Here is a 13,414-nt window from a genome sequence, read left to right as displayed (position 1 = left end):
GCATCCTCCGTGCGCCACGTTCCTCGCCAACCCGACGTCGAGGTCAACGTCAGCAAGACCCACCCGCTGGTCGAGGCGGGCACGCTATTGGTGGGCCTGTCGCTGCTGTTTCTGCTCGGGGCGATCGCCCTGCTATTCGCGGTGGATCTGGCCGTGGCCTTGGTCTCACCCTCGGTGGAGGCCCGCGTGTTCTCCGCGTGGACACCGCGCGATGCCAAGACCGTGGATGCCCAGGACGATCCTCGCCTGGAGGCGGTCCGGGCGATCACCGCGCGGCTGGCGGAGCAGTGGTCCGATGCGCCCTACGACTTCAAGGTGGGCGTGCTCGAGATGGACGCCCCGAACGCCCTAGCGGCGCCCGGCGGCTACATCTTCGTCACCACGGGGCTGCTGGATGAGGTGACCTCCGAGAACGAGCTAGCGTTCGTGTTGGGTCACGAAATCGGCCACTTCCGCAACCGCGATCACCTGCGCGCGCTCGGTCGGGGCGTTCTGCTGCAGCTGACCTTCGCGGCCATCAGCAACGGTTCGAGCGGCCTTGGCCTGAGCGTGGCCACGCTCGCCGATTGCGGGTTCGGGCGTCGCCAGGAGCAGCGCGCCGATGCCTTTGGCCTCACCCTAGTGTACGGCGCCTACGGCCACGTCACCGAGGCGACGCGCTTCTTCGAGCGTATCCGTGATAGCGACGGGGAGGGCGGGCTGCTCGAGAAGTACGCGGCCACCCACCCGCTGCCGCAAACGCGTATCGATGCCTTGGACGCGTTGGCTCAGGAAGCTGGCTACGCACGCGACCGGGAGGTCACGCGCTTGCCTTGGGCCGGGTCCGAGGACTAGCGACCGGCAAGGGGCAAGATGAGCGCTTCGCTCGCCTGATCGCGGCTGACACTCAGGCGATCGCACAGCCAGGTGGCGAGGATCTCCAGCTGGGCGGCCGCTAGGGCACGGGCGCGCAGCGGCGCGGGACCGCGCTCTTCGATCAGCTGCGCCAGACGATCTGTGAGCAGTCGCAGGGGGCGGTCGCGGAACAGGGCGCGGGCGAGGTGACGCTGGGCATCGAAATGCTCCATCACGAAGCGCAGGCGCCCCTGGTCGGGGCTGCCGACAGCGGCGTCCGCGAGGGCTTCGAACAGCCAGGAGATGGTGTGGGTGAGCACCTGGTCCTTGTTGCGATAGTGCTCGTAGAAGGTGGATCGGCCGATGCCTGCTCCCTCGACGATGTCCGCGACGCGAATGTCATCGTAGGGGCGCGACAGCACGAGATCGCGAAAGGCCCTGACGATCGCCTGCTCCGTGCGACGCACGCGGCGGTCGGCGCTGTCTGGATCGCTGTCGGTCATCGGTGCAGGCTACGACGAACTGCCGGCGCGCTCCATAGCGGGCGGAGGGTTCCGGACACTTGGGCGTTCGTGTCTGCTATCGGACATTCGGCCACGTTTGGCGCTCGCGCACGAACCGTGGAGCCCGCAGCATTGGGGCCCTTCGATAGTCAGGAGCGCACCCATGTCCAAGCCGAGGTTGCCAAACCCCCGTCCAGCGGCGATTACCCTGCTCGCCCTCGCCGTCCTGACCCTGTTCGCCATGCTCCACCACCCCACGATCGGCGCTCATGCCATCGAAGAGGCGTTGGCGGAAATCCAGCGCGAGCGGGGCCTCAACGGCTTGATTCACGGCGCGATGATCCTGTTCGTGCTGCTCTACCATTGGTGCTTCAGCGTCCTGTCCAGCTGGCTTGGCGCTTCACGCGCCATCGTAGCGCTGGCGCGGCTGGCCCTGCACTTGGGCGTCGCAGCCTATGTTGGCGCCGCGCTCGTCTCCGGCTTCGCGGTGCCTGAGCTGGCGTCGCGGATCGATCCCAGCGCCGAGGGCCTGCGCACGGTATTGCTCGCCCTCTACTCGACCAACCAGGCGCTGGCCAAGCTTGGCACCGTCGCCTTCGGGGGCGCGATCGTCCTGTGGGGGCTGGCAATACTGCCGTTAGGTAATCGCTCGGCCCTCGGCCGCACGGTCGGCGCAGTGGGTGTCCTGGCCGGCGCCGTCATGATCCTGGGTCTTGCCTTCGGCGTCTGGTCACTCGATGTTGCCGGGATGACCCTGGTGGTCGTGATCCTGGGGTGTTGGGCGTGCGCGGCCGCCGCCTGGCTATGGCGCCAGCCCTGGCACGCCAGCGCGGATGAGTAGTCGGCACGCACCGCTTGCGGCGCCCGCTTCGCCAGGCTCGCTTCAGCGCGTCCACGTGATCGGCAGCAGCAACTCAGGCAAGAGCACGCTCGCGAGCGAACTCTCCAGGGCTCTCGACGTGCCGCTGGTGGAACTCGACGCACTGAACTGGCTGCCCGGTTGGATCGGCCTCAATGCCACCGACCCTGCCCTCTTCGAGCAGCGCATCGCTGCGGCCGTCGAGGGGGAACGATGGGTTGTGGCGGGCTCGTACACTAAGTTCAGTCAACGGGTCTTCTGGGAGCGTCTCGACACGGTCGTGTGGCTGGATCTCCCTATGCCGCAGCTGGTGTGGCGCATGTTGCGCCGCTCGTGGCGCCGTTGGCGCACGGGTGAGCTGTTGTGGGGCACCTGTCGGGAGGCGTTTTGGCCCCAGCTTATGGTGTGGCGCGCGGAGCGATCTCTCCTGTGGTGGATCGTCACCCAACACGGGCGTAAGCGGCGCGAGATGGAGGCCTTCATGGAAGACTGCAGATGGGCCCATATCCGTTTTGTGCATCTGCGCGGCACGCGGCAGATCAGTCGCTGGGTGCGCGAGATGGCACCGTCGCCGTCGCCTTGAAGAACGTGTAGCAGAACACGCCGTCCTGCTCGGCCGTGCGCTCCAGGGCGCGCACTCCAGCGTCAAAGCGCTGGGCGTCGATCAACCGCTCGCCAAGCGCTCGCCCACGTACGGCGGCCACCATGGCGGTGAAGGTGCTTCGCGTGAATGCATCGGCCAGGGCGGGCCGGCTGCCGTCGATGTACACCAATCGGGGGGAGACCCTCACTTCGTCGAGTCCCGCTCTGCGCAGCAGCGGATACAGGCGCCGACCGAGCGTGGCGTCGCCGCCGGCCCGCGCCTGCAGGGCCACCTGGCAGTCGATGGCAGCCCGCGCGTCGGCATTGTCTGGGTGGAACCGCGCGGATCCGTGGTCGCCTTCGATCGCGGTGATCGTGCCGCCAGGTTTGAGCACCCTCGAGAGCGCCCGAAGAGCACCTTCGGGATCAGCTAGGTGCTCTAGCAGGAAACACACGAAGACGTGGTCGAAGGTGCGATCGGTAAAGGGCAGTGCGTAGACATCACCGGTCCGGAAGGTGACGTTCTCGTGCCCGGCGTCCGTTGCCCAGGCCTGTGCGGCGACCACCGATCCGGGGTCGACGTCGAGTGCCGTGATGCGAATGCCGGGATGGCGAGCGATGAGCTGCGCAGTCTGCGCGCCCACGCCACAGCCTATCTCCAACAGATCGCTAGTGGGCTCGAAGGTGCGATCGCTCGGGGGATGCAGCAGGGGCGCGAGGGCGGCGGCTTGGTCGCGCAGTCGACCGTGCGCTTGGGCGTCGTAGCCGTGTACGTAGTCGTTCGCCATGGGGCCTCCTGCGCGGCCAAGGGTGGGGGGTTGGCCGTAGTTCAGCAGGCACGAGGCGCGATGTCTTGGACGAAAGTTGCGCGATGCCTTCAGGCGCGAGCCGCCGATGAGGCCTTGGCGTAGGCGCCTGGGGTAAGGCCGAAGCGACGCACAAAGGCGCGATTAAGGTGGCTCTGATCGGTGAAGCCGCACGCCTGCGCGGTGTCGATCAGGGGCACCCCCTCACGAATCAAGCGGCGCGCCATGTGCACGCGACACTGCACCAGGTACGCGTGAGGTGTGAGCCCGGTCGCCGCGCGCACACCGCGAATCAGCTGGTGGCGGCTCAGGTCAGCCTGGCGCGCGAGCTCGGCGAGACTGATCGATGCACCGGGCGTATCGCGCATCAGACTTAGCGCTCGGGCGATGCCCGGCGATGGCGTGGCGCCGTGTTGCGAGGGCGCCCGATCCTGGTAGCGCCGAGCGTCGCCGAGGATGGTGATGAGCAACGACTCCAGGGCGATGGACGATGACGCCGTCGCCGCTTGCCCAAGCACCTGCGCACACTGGCTGAAGAGGTTGGGCGAGCGCACGACTGGCGAGCGGAACTCGTAGTCCGTGCCGGCGCCCTCCGTGCGGTCGAGGGCGATGTCCGCGACCAGGTCAGGGTCTAGGTAGAGCATTTGCCATGCCCGGGCGTGCGGGCCGAGGGACGCGCCGTCGTGCACCTCAGCCGGGTGCACGGTGATCACATCGCCCCGTTGCGCTTCGACCTGGCCGGCACAGCTGGCCGAGCGCTGCGCGCCCTCGGTCACGATACCGATGCCGAATTGCTCGTGCGTGTGCCGATCGAAGCGCCGTGCGCTGCGCGCGCAAACGATCTCGATGCCGAGCGCAGGATGTCGTTGGACGCGAAACTCGTGCACTTGTTTCATGGGCAGACACGTTACCACCGATGGTAAGGACCGAGGATCGCAGCGCCGCTCCTTACGAGCGTGCGTGGGGACGCTCCGGGGCGCTACCATAAGCAGACCACGGCATCGCCTTCGCAAGGGCGCGAAGCTACGCGGATCAGGAGGGCACGTGACTTTGGCTAACAGCATCTGGTTCATCTACTTCGTGCGATGCGCCAGCGATGAGATCTACACGGGGATCGCCACCGATGTGGCCCGTCGCTTTGCGGAGCACCAGGCAAACGGCCCGCGCACGGCGAGGTTCCTGCGCGGCCGCGGTCCCCTGACGCTAGTCACCTACGCACCGGCCGGTTCGCGCTCTGCCGCCCTGCGCCTCGAGTCGCGCGTAAAGCGCCTGCCTCGCGCGCGCAAGTTGGCGATGCTGGCCAGCGAGGCCACCCTGCAGCGCGAACTCGCGGTCTTGGTCGCGGCCCCCTAGGGAGAGTGGCCATGGTGGCGAAGCGAAAGCTCTACGCTCGCCTAGACGCTTTGGAAGCGCAGCTCAAAGCAGGGTTGCTAGAACATCTGCCCAACGCAGCGCGCGGCGAGAATGATCTGGTTTTCTGCGTATCGCCCTTCAACCCCCACCCCGAACTCAAGCATTCGACGGATAAGACGACGGAGCGCTTGGTGGCCCTAGGCGTGCAGATACTGGCGCTGCGCGGGAAGCTGGGCGAGCCAGAAGACGAGCGTTCCCCCGCGGTACGTATCTGTTGGTACTGCCGACAATGGAGCGATCTCGGTGTCGAGCACCGCGCAAGCGCAGCCCAGCTTGCGCAACGCTTCCTAGCGGAACTAGAGGGAGAGCCCACGGATGGATCCTGATTCCCCCCCGAAAACGGTGTCCAAGCTGCTCGAGCAGCATCAGCAGCTGGTGCATTCGCAGCACAAGAAGGTGCTCTCGCACACGCAGCGTCAGGAAGGGGAGTGGCTGATCAACACGCTGATGATCGAGGATTGTGCGACTCCCTTTCGCTACAAGCGCAAGAAGCGCTATCGCGATCTCAAAGGCGCACGCGTAGACCTCACCTACTATCCCGCTAAGCTCGAGGTGGCGGGGATTAGTATGGACGTGATGAACGTGGTGCGCATCCGGCGCTCATGAAGCGCCCGCCGGGCCGCGCGCTGGCGCCTTACAGCCAGCCCAGATCCCGCGCCGTGCGAAACGCCTCCACTCGGTTGCTTGCCTGCAACTTGTCCATTGCATCCGCCAGATAGTTGCGCACGGTGCCAGCGCTCAAGCCGAGCTCGGCGGCGATTTGCTTGTTCTGCAGGCCCGCTTCCGCCAGCTGCAGCACCTGACGTTCCCGATCGGTCAGCGGGTCTGGGGTGGTCCAGGCGAGTTCGGCAAGCTCTGAGGGCACGTGCCGCTCCCCCCGATGCACCGCGCGTACAGCGCCCGCCAGCGCATCGCTCGAGGCGTCCTTCAGCACGTATCCGGCCACGTCCGCATTGAGGGCCCGCTGCAGATAACCCGGGCGTGAGAAGGTAGTGACGATCAGCACCCGCGTAGGCAAGCGTGCCTCGCGGATCATCTCCGCGAGTTCGATGCCGCTGTGACCGGGCATCTCGATGTCCGTGATCAGCACGTCGGGACGCAGGCGCCGAACCGCGTCGATCGCCTCGGTGCCATCGCTCGCCTCCGCGACCACCTCGATATCCTCCTCCAGTGAGAGAAGGGTGGCCAAGGCGCCGCGCAGCATGGCCTGGTCCTCGGCGATGAGGACGCGAATCATGCGATGCCTCCCGACTCACCGAGCGGCGTGAGCGGCAGGCGAATGCGAATCTGCATCCCCCCTTCGCGCTCGATCTGCGCGTCGCCGCCGAGCGCCTCCACGCGATTGCGCAAGCCACTCAAGCCCGCGCCCTCGCGCGTACTCGCCGTGCCGACGCCGTTGTCCGCCACCACCAACTCGACCCTATCTTCCGCCTGTTCAAGCTCGATCCGCGCGGCGCTCGCCTGGGAATGGCGCACGATATTGGTGGTGGCTTCGCGGATGCTGAGTCCTAGGGTTTTGCCGAGCGTGGGGCCGAGCGTGCGCGGCACGTCGCCGCGGATCTCGAGGTCGACGCCGGCCGCATCGAGTGCCAGGCGCGCGCGGTCGATCTCCGACTCCACGGAGGTGGCGGTCATGTCGTACACCGCCGCGCGGATCTCGCTCAGGGCGCTGCGCGCGGCTGAGGCCACCTCACGCATCTCATCGCCAGCGCGCTCGGGGTCGCGCTGCAGGAGCTTGGCGGCCACCTCGGCCTTCAGCGCCACCATCGTGAGCGTGTGGCCGAGGAGGTCGTGCAGCTCGTGGGCGATGCGCTCGCGTTCGGCGAGCGTGGCCTGCTGGCGCTCGAGCACCTGAGTGCGTTTGAGCTTGCGCTCGCGTTCTATGCTCTCCGCCGTTGCCGTGCAGGCGATGCCGATGATGATGCCGAACGCGAGGTTGAAGAACACGGCCAGGTAGGGCTGGCGCGTGGCGAGAGCGAAGGCGCCGTAAGCGACGCTCAGCACGCCGATCACCAGCATGCCGCGGCGCCGCGGGCGCTGGAAGGCGGCCTGCACGCAGGCGTAGGTGTGGAAGACGCCGTGGATCCCCGCGTAGCCTGCCGTGGCCCAGGCCAAGCCCTCCATGATGGCAATGTAAATCAAGGCACCACGATGGCTGCACTCGTAGGCGCGGAAATAGACCGGCAGGAAGATGGCGATGGCCACCGCGGCGACGATGAGATCGATCGCCTGCGGCGCTCGCCACAGCCAGCCGGTGAAGTAGAACAGTAGGTAGACCAGATTGAACATGCGCCAAAGGCGCGGTTCGTCGTCGTCGGTCTGCGGGTCGTCCTCAGGGCTCATCGCAAGGCTCCGGCGTGCTCAAGGCACCAGCTGTACGTCGTCGAGGGCGAAGGTGTACTCGCCGGCCGCGTCCGGACTGACGAAGGCCATGCCGATAAAGCGCGTGGCGGTGAAACCCGCGAAGTCCGCTAGCGGAATCTGCACCTCGCGCCACTGCTCGCCCACGGTGAAGACCACCGTGGGCGGTGTTCGCACGCCCTGTTCGAACATCATCAGTCTATAGCGTGCAGGGGTGCCGCGTACGGCGAAGCGCACGGCCGAGATTGCCGTGAGGTCGGCGGACTGATCCGGCCCGCCGAAGGCGAGGAAGGCGCCGGCCCAGGGGTATGGGAAGGCGCGCGTCACCGTCGCCTGCACGGCGAGGGTGCCGCCGCGGCCCGCCTCGTCCCCGTCGAGCAGGTTGATTTGCGCCTTGGACGTGCCCCCCATCAACGCATCGCTGGTCGCCGTCCAGCTGAGGCCCGAGGGTCCGTTGAGACCGGTATCGAAGTCGCTCAGAGCGCCCGCTAGGCGCATACTCTCGCCGGCCGGTGGCAAGGCGTCGCCCGAGAAGAAGCCGTTGCGCAGCACCGTGCGGATATCCGCCGTGGCCTCGATGCTCACCAAGGGGTCACCGCTGATCAGCAGCAAGTCCGCGCGTGCGCCTTCGGCGATACGCCCGCGCCCTTCGAGACCGAACTGCTCCGCGGCCACGTGGGTGGCGGCGGCGATCGCTGCCGCCGGCGAGAGGCCGGCACGCACGAGTAGGCGCAGCTCACCGTGCACGCTGATGCCGTGAGCCGTGCCCGGGTTGGGCGCGTCGGAGCCGGCGAGGATGGGCACGCCCGCTTCGTGCAGGCGACGCACGTTGGTGAGCGCCTTGTCCAGGTCGAAGATCGGCGAGCGGACGTTACCGAAGGTTTGGCGTAGGTTTACGCGCGCCAGCGCGTCCACCCGTTCGCCGAGCTCGGGGTGCTCGAGCAACCCAGGGCCCGTGGACTGGCCGCTGGCCGTGGCGATGATGGCGAGTGTGGGCACGATGAAGACGCCGCGTTCGCGCGCCTCGCGCAAGAACTCATCGTCCACGATCGAGTCGGCGAAGATGTGCACGAACCCGTCGATGCCCGCGCCGAGCAACGCGCGCGCGTCTTTTTGGGTGGCGATGTGAGCGACAGCCTTCAAGCCCGCGGCGTGAGCCGCGTCGATGATCGCACTGGCAGTGGCGAAGTCGAGGCTCGCACGCCCCGGCCAGTCGGGCATGTAGACGAGCTTGATGTAATCGGACCCCTCGGCGACGCGGGCGGCGACCCACGCCGTTGCCTCGCTCGAGTCTTGCAGCGTCTCCACGGGGACGGGGAACTGGGTGCCGTGGCCGCCTTCGACGGTCGCCAACATGCCGGCGCTGAACAGGGCGGCGGCGTCAGCGGCGCCGTAGGCGTCGCGAGACTCGCGTGCGCCCAGCAGGTTCATCGGGTCGGTGAACATGTCGAGCACGGTCGTCACCCCGAAACGCAGGGCATCGCGTCGGGAGGTGCCGTAGGTGTGCACGTGGGCGTCGATCAGGCCGGGCAGGGCCGTGAGGCCCTCGCCATCGAGGTGCGGGGCGCCCGCCGGCGCTCGAGCGTGTGCGCCGATGGCGGCGATTTGCCCACCGGCCAGCACCAGGCGGGTGGGGCCGACAAGGCGCTCGCCATCGAAGTAGCGCACGTCGTCGATCACCAAGGAGGTGGCCGCGTCGAGCGTGTCGCTCGGCGTGGGGAGCAGCAGGATCAGGACGATGAAGCTGCCGATGATGCCTGCCAGCGCCAGCACTAGGTTGCGTGCGAGCATAGTGATTTCCTACGGGAGCTAGCGCTGGCGCGACCAACGCCAGGCCGCCAGCGCGCCGAGCACGCCGGTGGTGAGGGCGATGATCGCGATGTGTGGGAGCACCTTGCGGGTCGGGTCTGGGCGCACCACCGCCAGGGCGACCTCCGCCAGGTGATAGGAGGGCAGGGCCTGGCCAACCGCGCGCAAGCCGTCGGGAAACATGGAGGCGGGGAACCACAGACCGCCCAACACGGCGAGGCCGAGGAAGGCCAGGTTGGCGATGGCCACGGCGGCGTTGGCGCCGAAGGTAAAGCCGATCGCGAGCCCGAGCAGGGAGAAGGGCACCACCGCCAGCACGTGACACAGAAGCAGCAGCGCCCAGTCGCTGCGCGCGAGGGTGACGTCGCCCGCGAACCCAGCGGCGGCGTAGAGCGGGAGGAGCGCTAGGGCCCCGAACAGGACGGTGGCCGCCAGGCGCGCCACCACATAGAGGTAGCCAGGCACGGGCGCCGTTCGCTTCAAGGAAAGCCAGCCGCGCTCGCGTTCGCTGGCCACGCCTGCACCAAAGCCGAACAGGGAGGGGCCCATCACGGCGAACACGCCGTAGGTGGCGAGTAGGTAGGCCGCCGCGCCGCCCGATTGGGACAGCATCACGCCGAATAGCAGGTAAAAGGTGGTCGGCATGAGCAGCGTCGGGAGGACGAACTCCGGGGCGCGTAGGGACTTGGTAAGTTCGGCACCGATCTCGTTGAGCAAGGCTCGGGTGGATAGGCTCATGCACGCGCCTCCAGCGTGTCATCGGACGTTCCCGTGAGCACGGAGAAGGCCTCTTCCAGAGAGGGCTTGCGCACGGTGAGTTCCCCGGGTGCCGGATCCACGGCGAGCAGGGCGGCGAGGGTCTTGGGCGTATCGTCGCTGAGCAGTTCCACCAGGCGTCCGTGTCCGCTCACGTGCCGTACCGCGGGCAACGCGCCGAGGGTGGCGGTGTCCAGGGTGGTGCTGCAGCGTATGAGCGCGCCGCCGACGCGAGCGCGCACGCCGGCGTCGTCGTCGGCGGCGATCACCAGGCCGTGGTTTAGGACCACCACCCGGTCGGCCAGAGCGTCTGCTTCTTCGAGGTAATGGGTGGTGAGGACCACCGTCGTGCCCTGCACCGTCAGGCGTCGAATGCCCTCCCACACGGTCTTGCGCGCATCCCTGTCGAGTCCCGTGGTGGGTTCGTCGAGGAAGAGCACGCGCGGGCGTCCGACCAGCGCCATGGCGAACTGGACGCGCCGCTTCTGGCCGCCGGACAGGGTCTTGTAGCGCTGGTCGACGAAGGCCCCGATGTCTGTCTCGTCGATCAGCGCCTCGAGGGTACGCGGCGTCGGGAAGTAGCTCGCCTGCAGGGTTAGCTGCTCCCGCCCTGTTAGCAAATCCGGTAGGTCCGTGTCCTGCAGCATAACACCGCTGAGGCGCCGAGCTGCCAGTGATCCCGCGCGCTCGCCGAACAGGGCGATCTCGCCGGCGTTGGGTTTGATCAGTCCCAGGGCGCACTGAATCAGCGTCGTCTTGCCGGCGCCGTTCGGGCCGAGGACGGTGCAGATCTGACCGGGGTCGAGGTCCAGGTCGACGCCCCGCAGAGCCTCGTGGGCGCCGTAGCGCTTGCGCAAGGTGCGCGCGTGGATGGCAACGTCGGCGGTCAACTCGTGTCCTCCCTTCAAACCTGAGATGCATTCTCGACGGGGGCGTTCTCGGTCACTACCGCCAAAGGGCAGATCGCAGGGGTGACATTTGTCACGGGGCGTTTGACGCACCCAGGGGGAGCTCGCGATCATCCGCGTGATGTTTCGAACGATTCTGCTGTACGCCCTGCTGCTCGCCCTGGCCACCTTCGCGCTCGAGTGGTTTGAGTACCGCTACGTGGCGCGAGTCTTTCCCCGCGAGGTTTACATCGTGGTTATCGCGGTGGCCTTCGCCGCCCTCGGCGTGTGGGTGGGTATCCGCTTGACTCAGGGACGCCGCGCTGGGGCCTCGGCCTTCGAGCGCAACGACGCGGCCCTGACTTCCTTGGGTATCACCGAGCGTGAGTACGCCGTGCTCCAATTGCTCGCCGATGGGCTGACAAACAAGGAGATCGCCCGCCAGCTCTCCCTTTCCCCAAACACCGTGAAGACCCACGTGGCGCGTCTGTACGGCAAGCTCGAGGTGGGTCGGCGTACGCAGGCGGTGAGCAAAGCACGCACCCTGGCCCTCATCCGTTAGGGCGATTCACACAAGTTAAGCCGCTGATTTGACGGTGATCACCCCTTTGGGTGATGGTGCCGTGGGTGCGCGAGGAGTCACGCTTTGCCTATCGCTAGTTGCTCGCCAGGGAGAGGAGACTCCAATGCTTCGCATCATCATCAAGTACGGCTCGGTCTCTGGGCTCATCGTCATTCTCACCATGATCCTCGGCCACGTGCTGTCCAGCAGCGAAGGGTTCTTTGCCGGGGCTGTCTTCGGCTACCTGGTAATGCTTGTGGCCCTGTCCATGATCTTCCTCGGCGTGAAGACTTACCGCGATCGGGAGCTCGGCGGCGTGATTCGCTTCTGGCCAGCCCTCGCCGTGGGTGCGGGGATCGCGGCGGTCGCCGGCGTCGCTTACGTGGTCGCCTGGGAGGCGTACCTGGTCATGACGGACTACGCCTTCGCCAGCGAGTACACCGCCGGGCTCATCGAGGAGAAGCGGGCGGCCGGCTTGAGCGAGGAGGCGTTGGCCGCTGAGGTGGAACGCTTGCGGGCCTTCGAGCAGCAGTACTTGAATCCGCTCTTCCGTATCCCCGTGACGTTTACGGAGATCTTTCCCGTGGGGTTGATCATCGCCCTGATCTCCGCAGGCGTGCTGCGCAACCCCGAGGTGCTGCCCGCGCAGCAGCCAGCTTAGGGGGAAGCGCGGGACGCCGCGGCGCAAGACGACGGTGCATCGGTGATCGATGCGCCGTCATCGTCGTCTGGTCCGGGCAAGGGCAGTGACTCGAGCCGATCCCGGCCACGCTCTTTCGCGAGGTACACGGCGGCATCGGCCCGGGAGAGCAAGTCTTCCGTCGATCGAAAGCCGCCACGCGTGTAGGCCACGCCAATGCTGGCGGTCACGTGCCGCGGTTCCTCACCGCCGCCGTCGAGGCGGATGCGACGCACCGCCGCCAAGGCCTTGTGGGCTGCCGTCAACGCCGCCTCGCGGCTCGCTGGGAACAGGAACACCACGAACTCGTCTCCCCCCAGGCGCGCGACCAAATCCCCGGGCCGCAGGGCGCGGCTCAAGCCCTCCGCCATCGCGAGCAGTGCCTGATCGCCGGTGGCGTGTCCGTACGTATCGTTCAGGTGCTTGAAATGGTCGACATCGATGAAGATGATTGCCGCGTTTTCCCCGCTCGCGCGCGCCACCGCAGCGGCCTCGTCAGTGCGACGATGAAATTCCAGGCGATTGGCGACGTCCACCAGGGGATCCCGCCGCGCCTGGCGATACAGGGCGACGGAGAGGCGCACGTTCTTTCGAATGAGCTGATTGATGCGTTTGGTGGACAAGAACATCATGCCGACGTACACGACGACGAAGACCACCAGGCCAGGACCGCTAGGACCGAGCTCGGCGGCAAAGGCAATCGCGCAGGCGATGGCCGCTGGCACCGAGAAGGCGATGAAGCAGGGCAGGTAGGTGGCGCCCGCAATCGTGGCGCCCGCGATGGTGCCCGCCGTCAGCACAGCGATGGCGATCTGCCCTGCAGGCTCTGCCTGCCCGAAGCAACACAGGTTGAGGTAGGCGATGTGCAGGCCAAAGGCGAGGGAGTTCGCGGCGGCGATCAGTGCCCAGCGCGCCGGCTGCAAGCGGTTACCGTGGCGCGAGTACAAGGTGCTGAGGGAGAAGCGAGCCACGCAGAGCGCCACGCCGAGGGCCCACCACCCGAGCACGTTCGTGAGACCCTGCAGCACGCCCAGAAGGTACGCGGTGACGGTGCTGTTGAGCATCATCACCACCGCCGCCGAGCGGTGATTGCGATAGAGCATGCCGAGGATCGCTTGCTGCTCGCGCTCGTGCGCGTCATCTGCGCTTTCCTGCAACAGGTCGTCGACGGATTGAGGAGAGGGTTCGGCCATCGTCGCCACGCTAGCGGATCCGCTCTTGGATCACCGCGGTCCGGTTTGCGAGGAACGTGAGGGACACCGGAACTGAGCACCAGATCACGTGCGGCGATGCCCCTCGATTGCTACACGCGAATGCTAGACTGCACCGAACAAAAGGCGTTTGGACCACACCCGAGAACAAC

The 13,414-nt window shown here is 67.1% G+C and carries 17 protein-coding genes; 8 read left to right on the top strand and 9 right to left on the bottom strand.

The window, feature by feature from the left end; all coding sequences use genetic code 11:
* The first annotated feature begins 9 nt into the window (after positions 1 to 9).
* The gene (locus tag AAGA68_04525; protein MEM9384301.1) at positions 10 to 834 is read left to right on the top strand and encodes a M48 family metallopeptidase; all 825 of its coding nucleotides are present in this window, start codon (positions 10 to 12) and stop codon (positions 832 to 834) included.
* Here AAGA68_04525 and AAGA68_04520 read toward each other — a convergent pair.
* Complete coding sequence (locus AAGA68_04520) at positions 831 to 1,337, bottom strand: TetR/AcrR family transcriptional regulator (GenBank protein ID MEM9384300.1); 507 nt, start codon at positions 1,335 to 1,337, stop codon at positions 831 to 833. The two genes, AAGA68_04525 and AAGA68_04520, sit on opposite strands and share 4 nt — an antisense overlap.
* Before the next feature lie 163 nt (positions 1,338 to 1,500).
* On the opposite strand from AAGA68_04520, the gene AAGA68_04515 reads away from it, so the two are divergent.
* Together AAGA68_04515 and AAGA68_04510 are read left to right on the top strand one after the other, a co-directional pair.
* Positions 1,501 to 2,178, top strand: coding sequence for a hypothetical protein (locus tag AAGA68_04515; protein ID MEM9384299.1), 678 nt, complete (start codon positions 1,501 to 1,503; stop codon positions 2,176 to 2,178).
* Positions 2,171 to 2,779, top strand: coding sequence for an adenylate kinase (locus tag AAGA68_04510; GenBank protein MEM9384298.1), 609 nt, complete (start codon positions 2,171 to 2,173; stop codon positions 2,777 to 2,779). The genes AAGA68_04515 and AAGA68_04510 overlap by 8 nt, the downstream gene beginning before the upstream one ends.
* Here the strand turns inward: AAGA68_04510 and AAGA68_04505 are convergent.
* Together AAGA68_04505 and AAGA68_04500 are read right to left on the bottom strand one after the other, a co-directional pair.
* Positions 2,736 to 3,566: a methyltransferase domain-containing protein gene (locus AAGA68_04505; GenBank protein ID MEM9384297.1), complete on the bottom strand. Its 831-nt coding sequence runs from the start codon at positions 3,564 to 3,566 to the stop codon at positions 2,736 to 2,738. The genes AAGA68_04510 and AAGA68_04505 overlap by 44 nt on opposite strands.
* Positions 3,567 to 3,655: 89 nt before the next feature.
* Positions 3,656 to 4,480, bottom strand: coding sequence for an AraC family transcriptional regulator (locus AAGA68_04500; protein ID MEM9384296.1), 825 nt, complete (start codon positions 4,478 to 4,480; stop codon positions 3,656 to 3,658).
* Between the two features lie 148 nt (positions 4,481 to 4,628).
* Between AAGA68_04500 and AAGA68_04495 the strand changes: the two genes are divergently transcribed.
* From AAGA68_04495 to AAGA68_04485, 3 genes are read left to right on the top strand one after another with little or no spacing between them, the layout of a single operon-like run.
* Positions 4,629 to 4,937 carry a GIY-YIG nuclease family protein gene (locus AAGA68_04495; protein MEM9384295.1) on the top strand — a complete coding sequence of 103 codons (309 nt, stop codon included), beginning with the start codon at positions 4,629 to 4,631 and terminating at the stop codon, positions 4,935 to 4,937.
* 11 nt (positions 4,938 to 4,948) lie between these two features.
* Positions 4,949 to 5,323 (top strand): hypothetical protein, encoded by a 375-nt coding sequence (locus AAGA68_04490; GenBank protein ID MEM9384294.1) that lies wholly within the window; start codon positions 4,949 to 4,951, stop codon positions 5,321 to 5,323.
* On the top strand, positions 5,313 to 5,603 hold the full coding sequence (locus AAGA68_04485; protein MEM9384293.1) for a hypothetical protein: 291 nt from the start codon (positions 5,313 to 5,315) through the stop codon (positions 5,601 to 5,603). Before AAGA68_04490 ends, AAGA68_04485 begins: the two co-directional genes overlap by 11 nt.
* 28 nt (positions 5,604 to 5,631) lie before the next feature.
* On the opposite strand, the gene AAGA68_04480 is transcribed toward AAGA68_04485, so the two are convergent.
* From AAGA68_04480 to AAGA68_04460, 5 genes are read right to left on the bottom strand one after another with little or no spacing between them, the layout of a single operon-like run.
* Entirely contained in the window at positions 5,632 to 6,234 is a 603-nt protein-coding gene (locus AAGA68_04480) for a response regulator transcription factor (GenBank protein MEM9384292.1), read from the bottom strand.
* A complete protein-coding gene (locus AAGA68_04475) occupies positions 6,231 to 7,340 on the bottom strand; it encodes a sensor histidine kinase (GenBank protein ID MEM9384291.1) in 1,110 nt (369 codons plus the stop codon). Before AAGA68_04475 ends, AAGA68_04480 begins: the two co-directional genes overlap by 4 nt.
* A gap of 18 nt (positions 7,341 to 7,358) precedes the next feature.
* Complete coding sequence (locus tag AAGA68_04470; protein ID MEM9384290.1) at positions 7,359 to 9,149, bottom strand: CIA30 family protein; 1,791 nt, start codon at positions 9,147 to 9,149, stop codon at positions 7,359 to 7,361.
* Between the two features lie 18 nt (positions 9,150 to 9,167).
* Positions 9,168 to 9,905, bottom strand: a complete 738-nt coding sequence (locus AAGA68_04465) for an ABC transporter permease (protein MEM9384289.1) — start codon at positions 9,903 to 9,905, stop codon at positions 9,168 to 9,170.
* On the bottom strand, positions 9,902 to 10,813 hold the full coding sequence (locus tag AAGA68_04460; GenBank protein ID MEM9384288.1) for an ABC transporter ATP-binding protein: 912 nt from the start codon (positions 10,811 to 10,813) through the stop codon (positions 9,902 to 9,904). The genes AAGA68_04465 and AAGA68_04460 overlap by 4 nt, the downstream gene beginning before the upstream one ends.
* Positions 10,814 to 10,952: 139 nt before the next feature.
* Between AAGA68_04460 and AAGA68_04455 the strand changes: the two genes are divergently transcribed.
* On the top strand, positions 10,953 to 11,372 hold the full coding sequence (locus AAGA68_04455) for a response regulator transcription factor (GenBank protein MEM9384287.1): 420 nt from the start codon (positions 10,953 to 10,955) through the stop codon (positions 11,370 to 11,372).
* 124 nt (positions 11,373 to 11,496) lie between these two features.
* Positions 11,497 to 12,033 carry a DUF4199 domain-containing protein gene (locus AAGA68_04450; GenBank protein ID MEM9384286.1) on the top strand — a complete coding sequence of 179 codons (537 nt, stop codon included), beginning with the start codon at positions 11,497 to 11,499 and terminating at the stop codon, positions 12,031 to 12,033.
* Here the strand turns inward: AAGA68_04450 and AAGA68_04445 are convergent.
* A complete protein-coding gene (locus AAGA68_04445; protein MEM9384285.1) occupies positions 12,030 to 13,244 on the bottom strand; it encodes a GGDEF domain-containing protein in 1,215 nt (404 codons plus the stop codon). The genes AAGA68_04450 and AAGA68_04445 overlap by 4 nt on opposite strands.
* Positions 13,245 to 13,414 lie beyond the last annotated feature (170 nt).

The organism is Pseudomonadota bacterium, from assembly GCA_039193195.1.
Taxonomy (GTDB): Bacteria; Pseudomonadota; Gammaproteobacteria; order Steroidobacterales; family JBCBZW01; genus JBCBZW01.
The sequence above is the reverse complement of the archived record's forward strand: the minus strand, read 5'-3'. Positions and strand labels throughout refer to the sequence as shown.

What these genes read in the sequence shown, in the direction of transcription:
- AAGA68_04510 (MEM9384298.1), top strand. Translation starts at nt 2,171, where the DNA reads ATGAGTAGTCGGCACGCACCGCTTGCGGCGCCCGCTTCGCCAGGCTCG.
- AAGA68_04450 (MEM9384286.1), top strand. Translation starts at nt 11,497, where the DNA reads ATGCTTCGCATCATCATCAAGTACGGCTCGGTCTCTGGGCTCATCGTC.
- AAGA68_04475 (MEM9384291.1), bottom strand. Translation starts at nt 7,340, where the DNA reads ATGAGCCCTGAGGACGACCCGCAGACCGACGACGACGAACCGCGCCTT.
- AAGA68_04480 (MEM9384292.1), bottom strand. Translation starts at nt 6,234, where the DNA reads ATGATTCGCGTCCTCATCGCCGAGGACCAGGCCATGCTGCGCGGCGCC.
- AAGA68_04455 (MEM9384287.1), top strand. Translation starts at nt 10,953, where the DNA reads ATGTTTCGAACGATTCTGCTGTACGCCCTGCTGCTCGCCCTGGCCACC.
- AAGA68_04520 (MEM9384300.1), bottom strand. Translation starts at nt 1,337, where the DNA reads ATGACCGACAGCGATCCAGACAGCGCCGACCGCCGCGTGCGTCGCACG.
- AAGA68_04470 (MEM9384290.1), bottom strand. Translation starts at nt 9,149, where the DNA reads ATGCTCGCACGCAACCTAGTGCTGGCGCTGGCAGGCATCATCGGCAGC.
- AAGA68_04500 (MEM9384296.1), bottom strand. Translation starts at nt 4,480, where the DNA reads ATGAAACAAGTGCACGAGTTTCGCGTCCAACGACATCCTGCGCTCGGC.
- AAGA68_04490 (MEM9384294.1), top strand. Translation starts at nt 4,949, where the DNA reads ATGGTGGCGAAGCGAAAGCTCTACGCTCGCCTAGACGCTTTGGAAGCG.
- AAGA68_04465 (MEM9384289.1), bottom strand. Translation starts at nt 9,905, where the DNA reads ATGAGCCTATCCACCCGAGCCTTGCTCAACGAGATCGGTGCCGAACTT.
- AAGA68_04515 (MEM9384299.1), top strand. Translation starts at nt 1,501, where the DNA reads ATGTCCAAGCCGAGGTTGCCAAACCCCCGTCCAGCGGCGATTACCCTG.
- AAGA68_04505 (MEM9384297.1), bottom strand. Translation starts at nt 3,566, where the DNA reads ATGGCGAACGACTACGTACACGGCTACGACGCCCAAGCGCACGGTCGA.
- AAGA68_04485 (MEM9384293.1), top strand. Translation starts at nt 5,313, where the DNA reads ATGGATCCTGATTCCCCCCCGAAAACGGTGTCCAAGCTGCTCGAGCAG.
- AAGA68_04445 (MEM9384285.1), bottom strand. Translation starts at nt 13,244, where the DNA reads ATGGCCGAACCCTCTCCTCAATCCGTCGACGACCTGTTGCAGGAAAGC.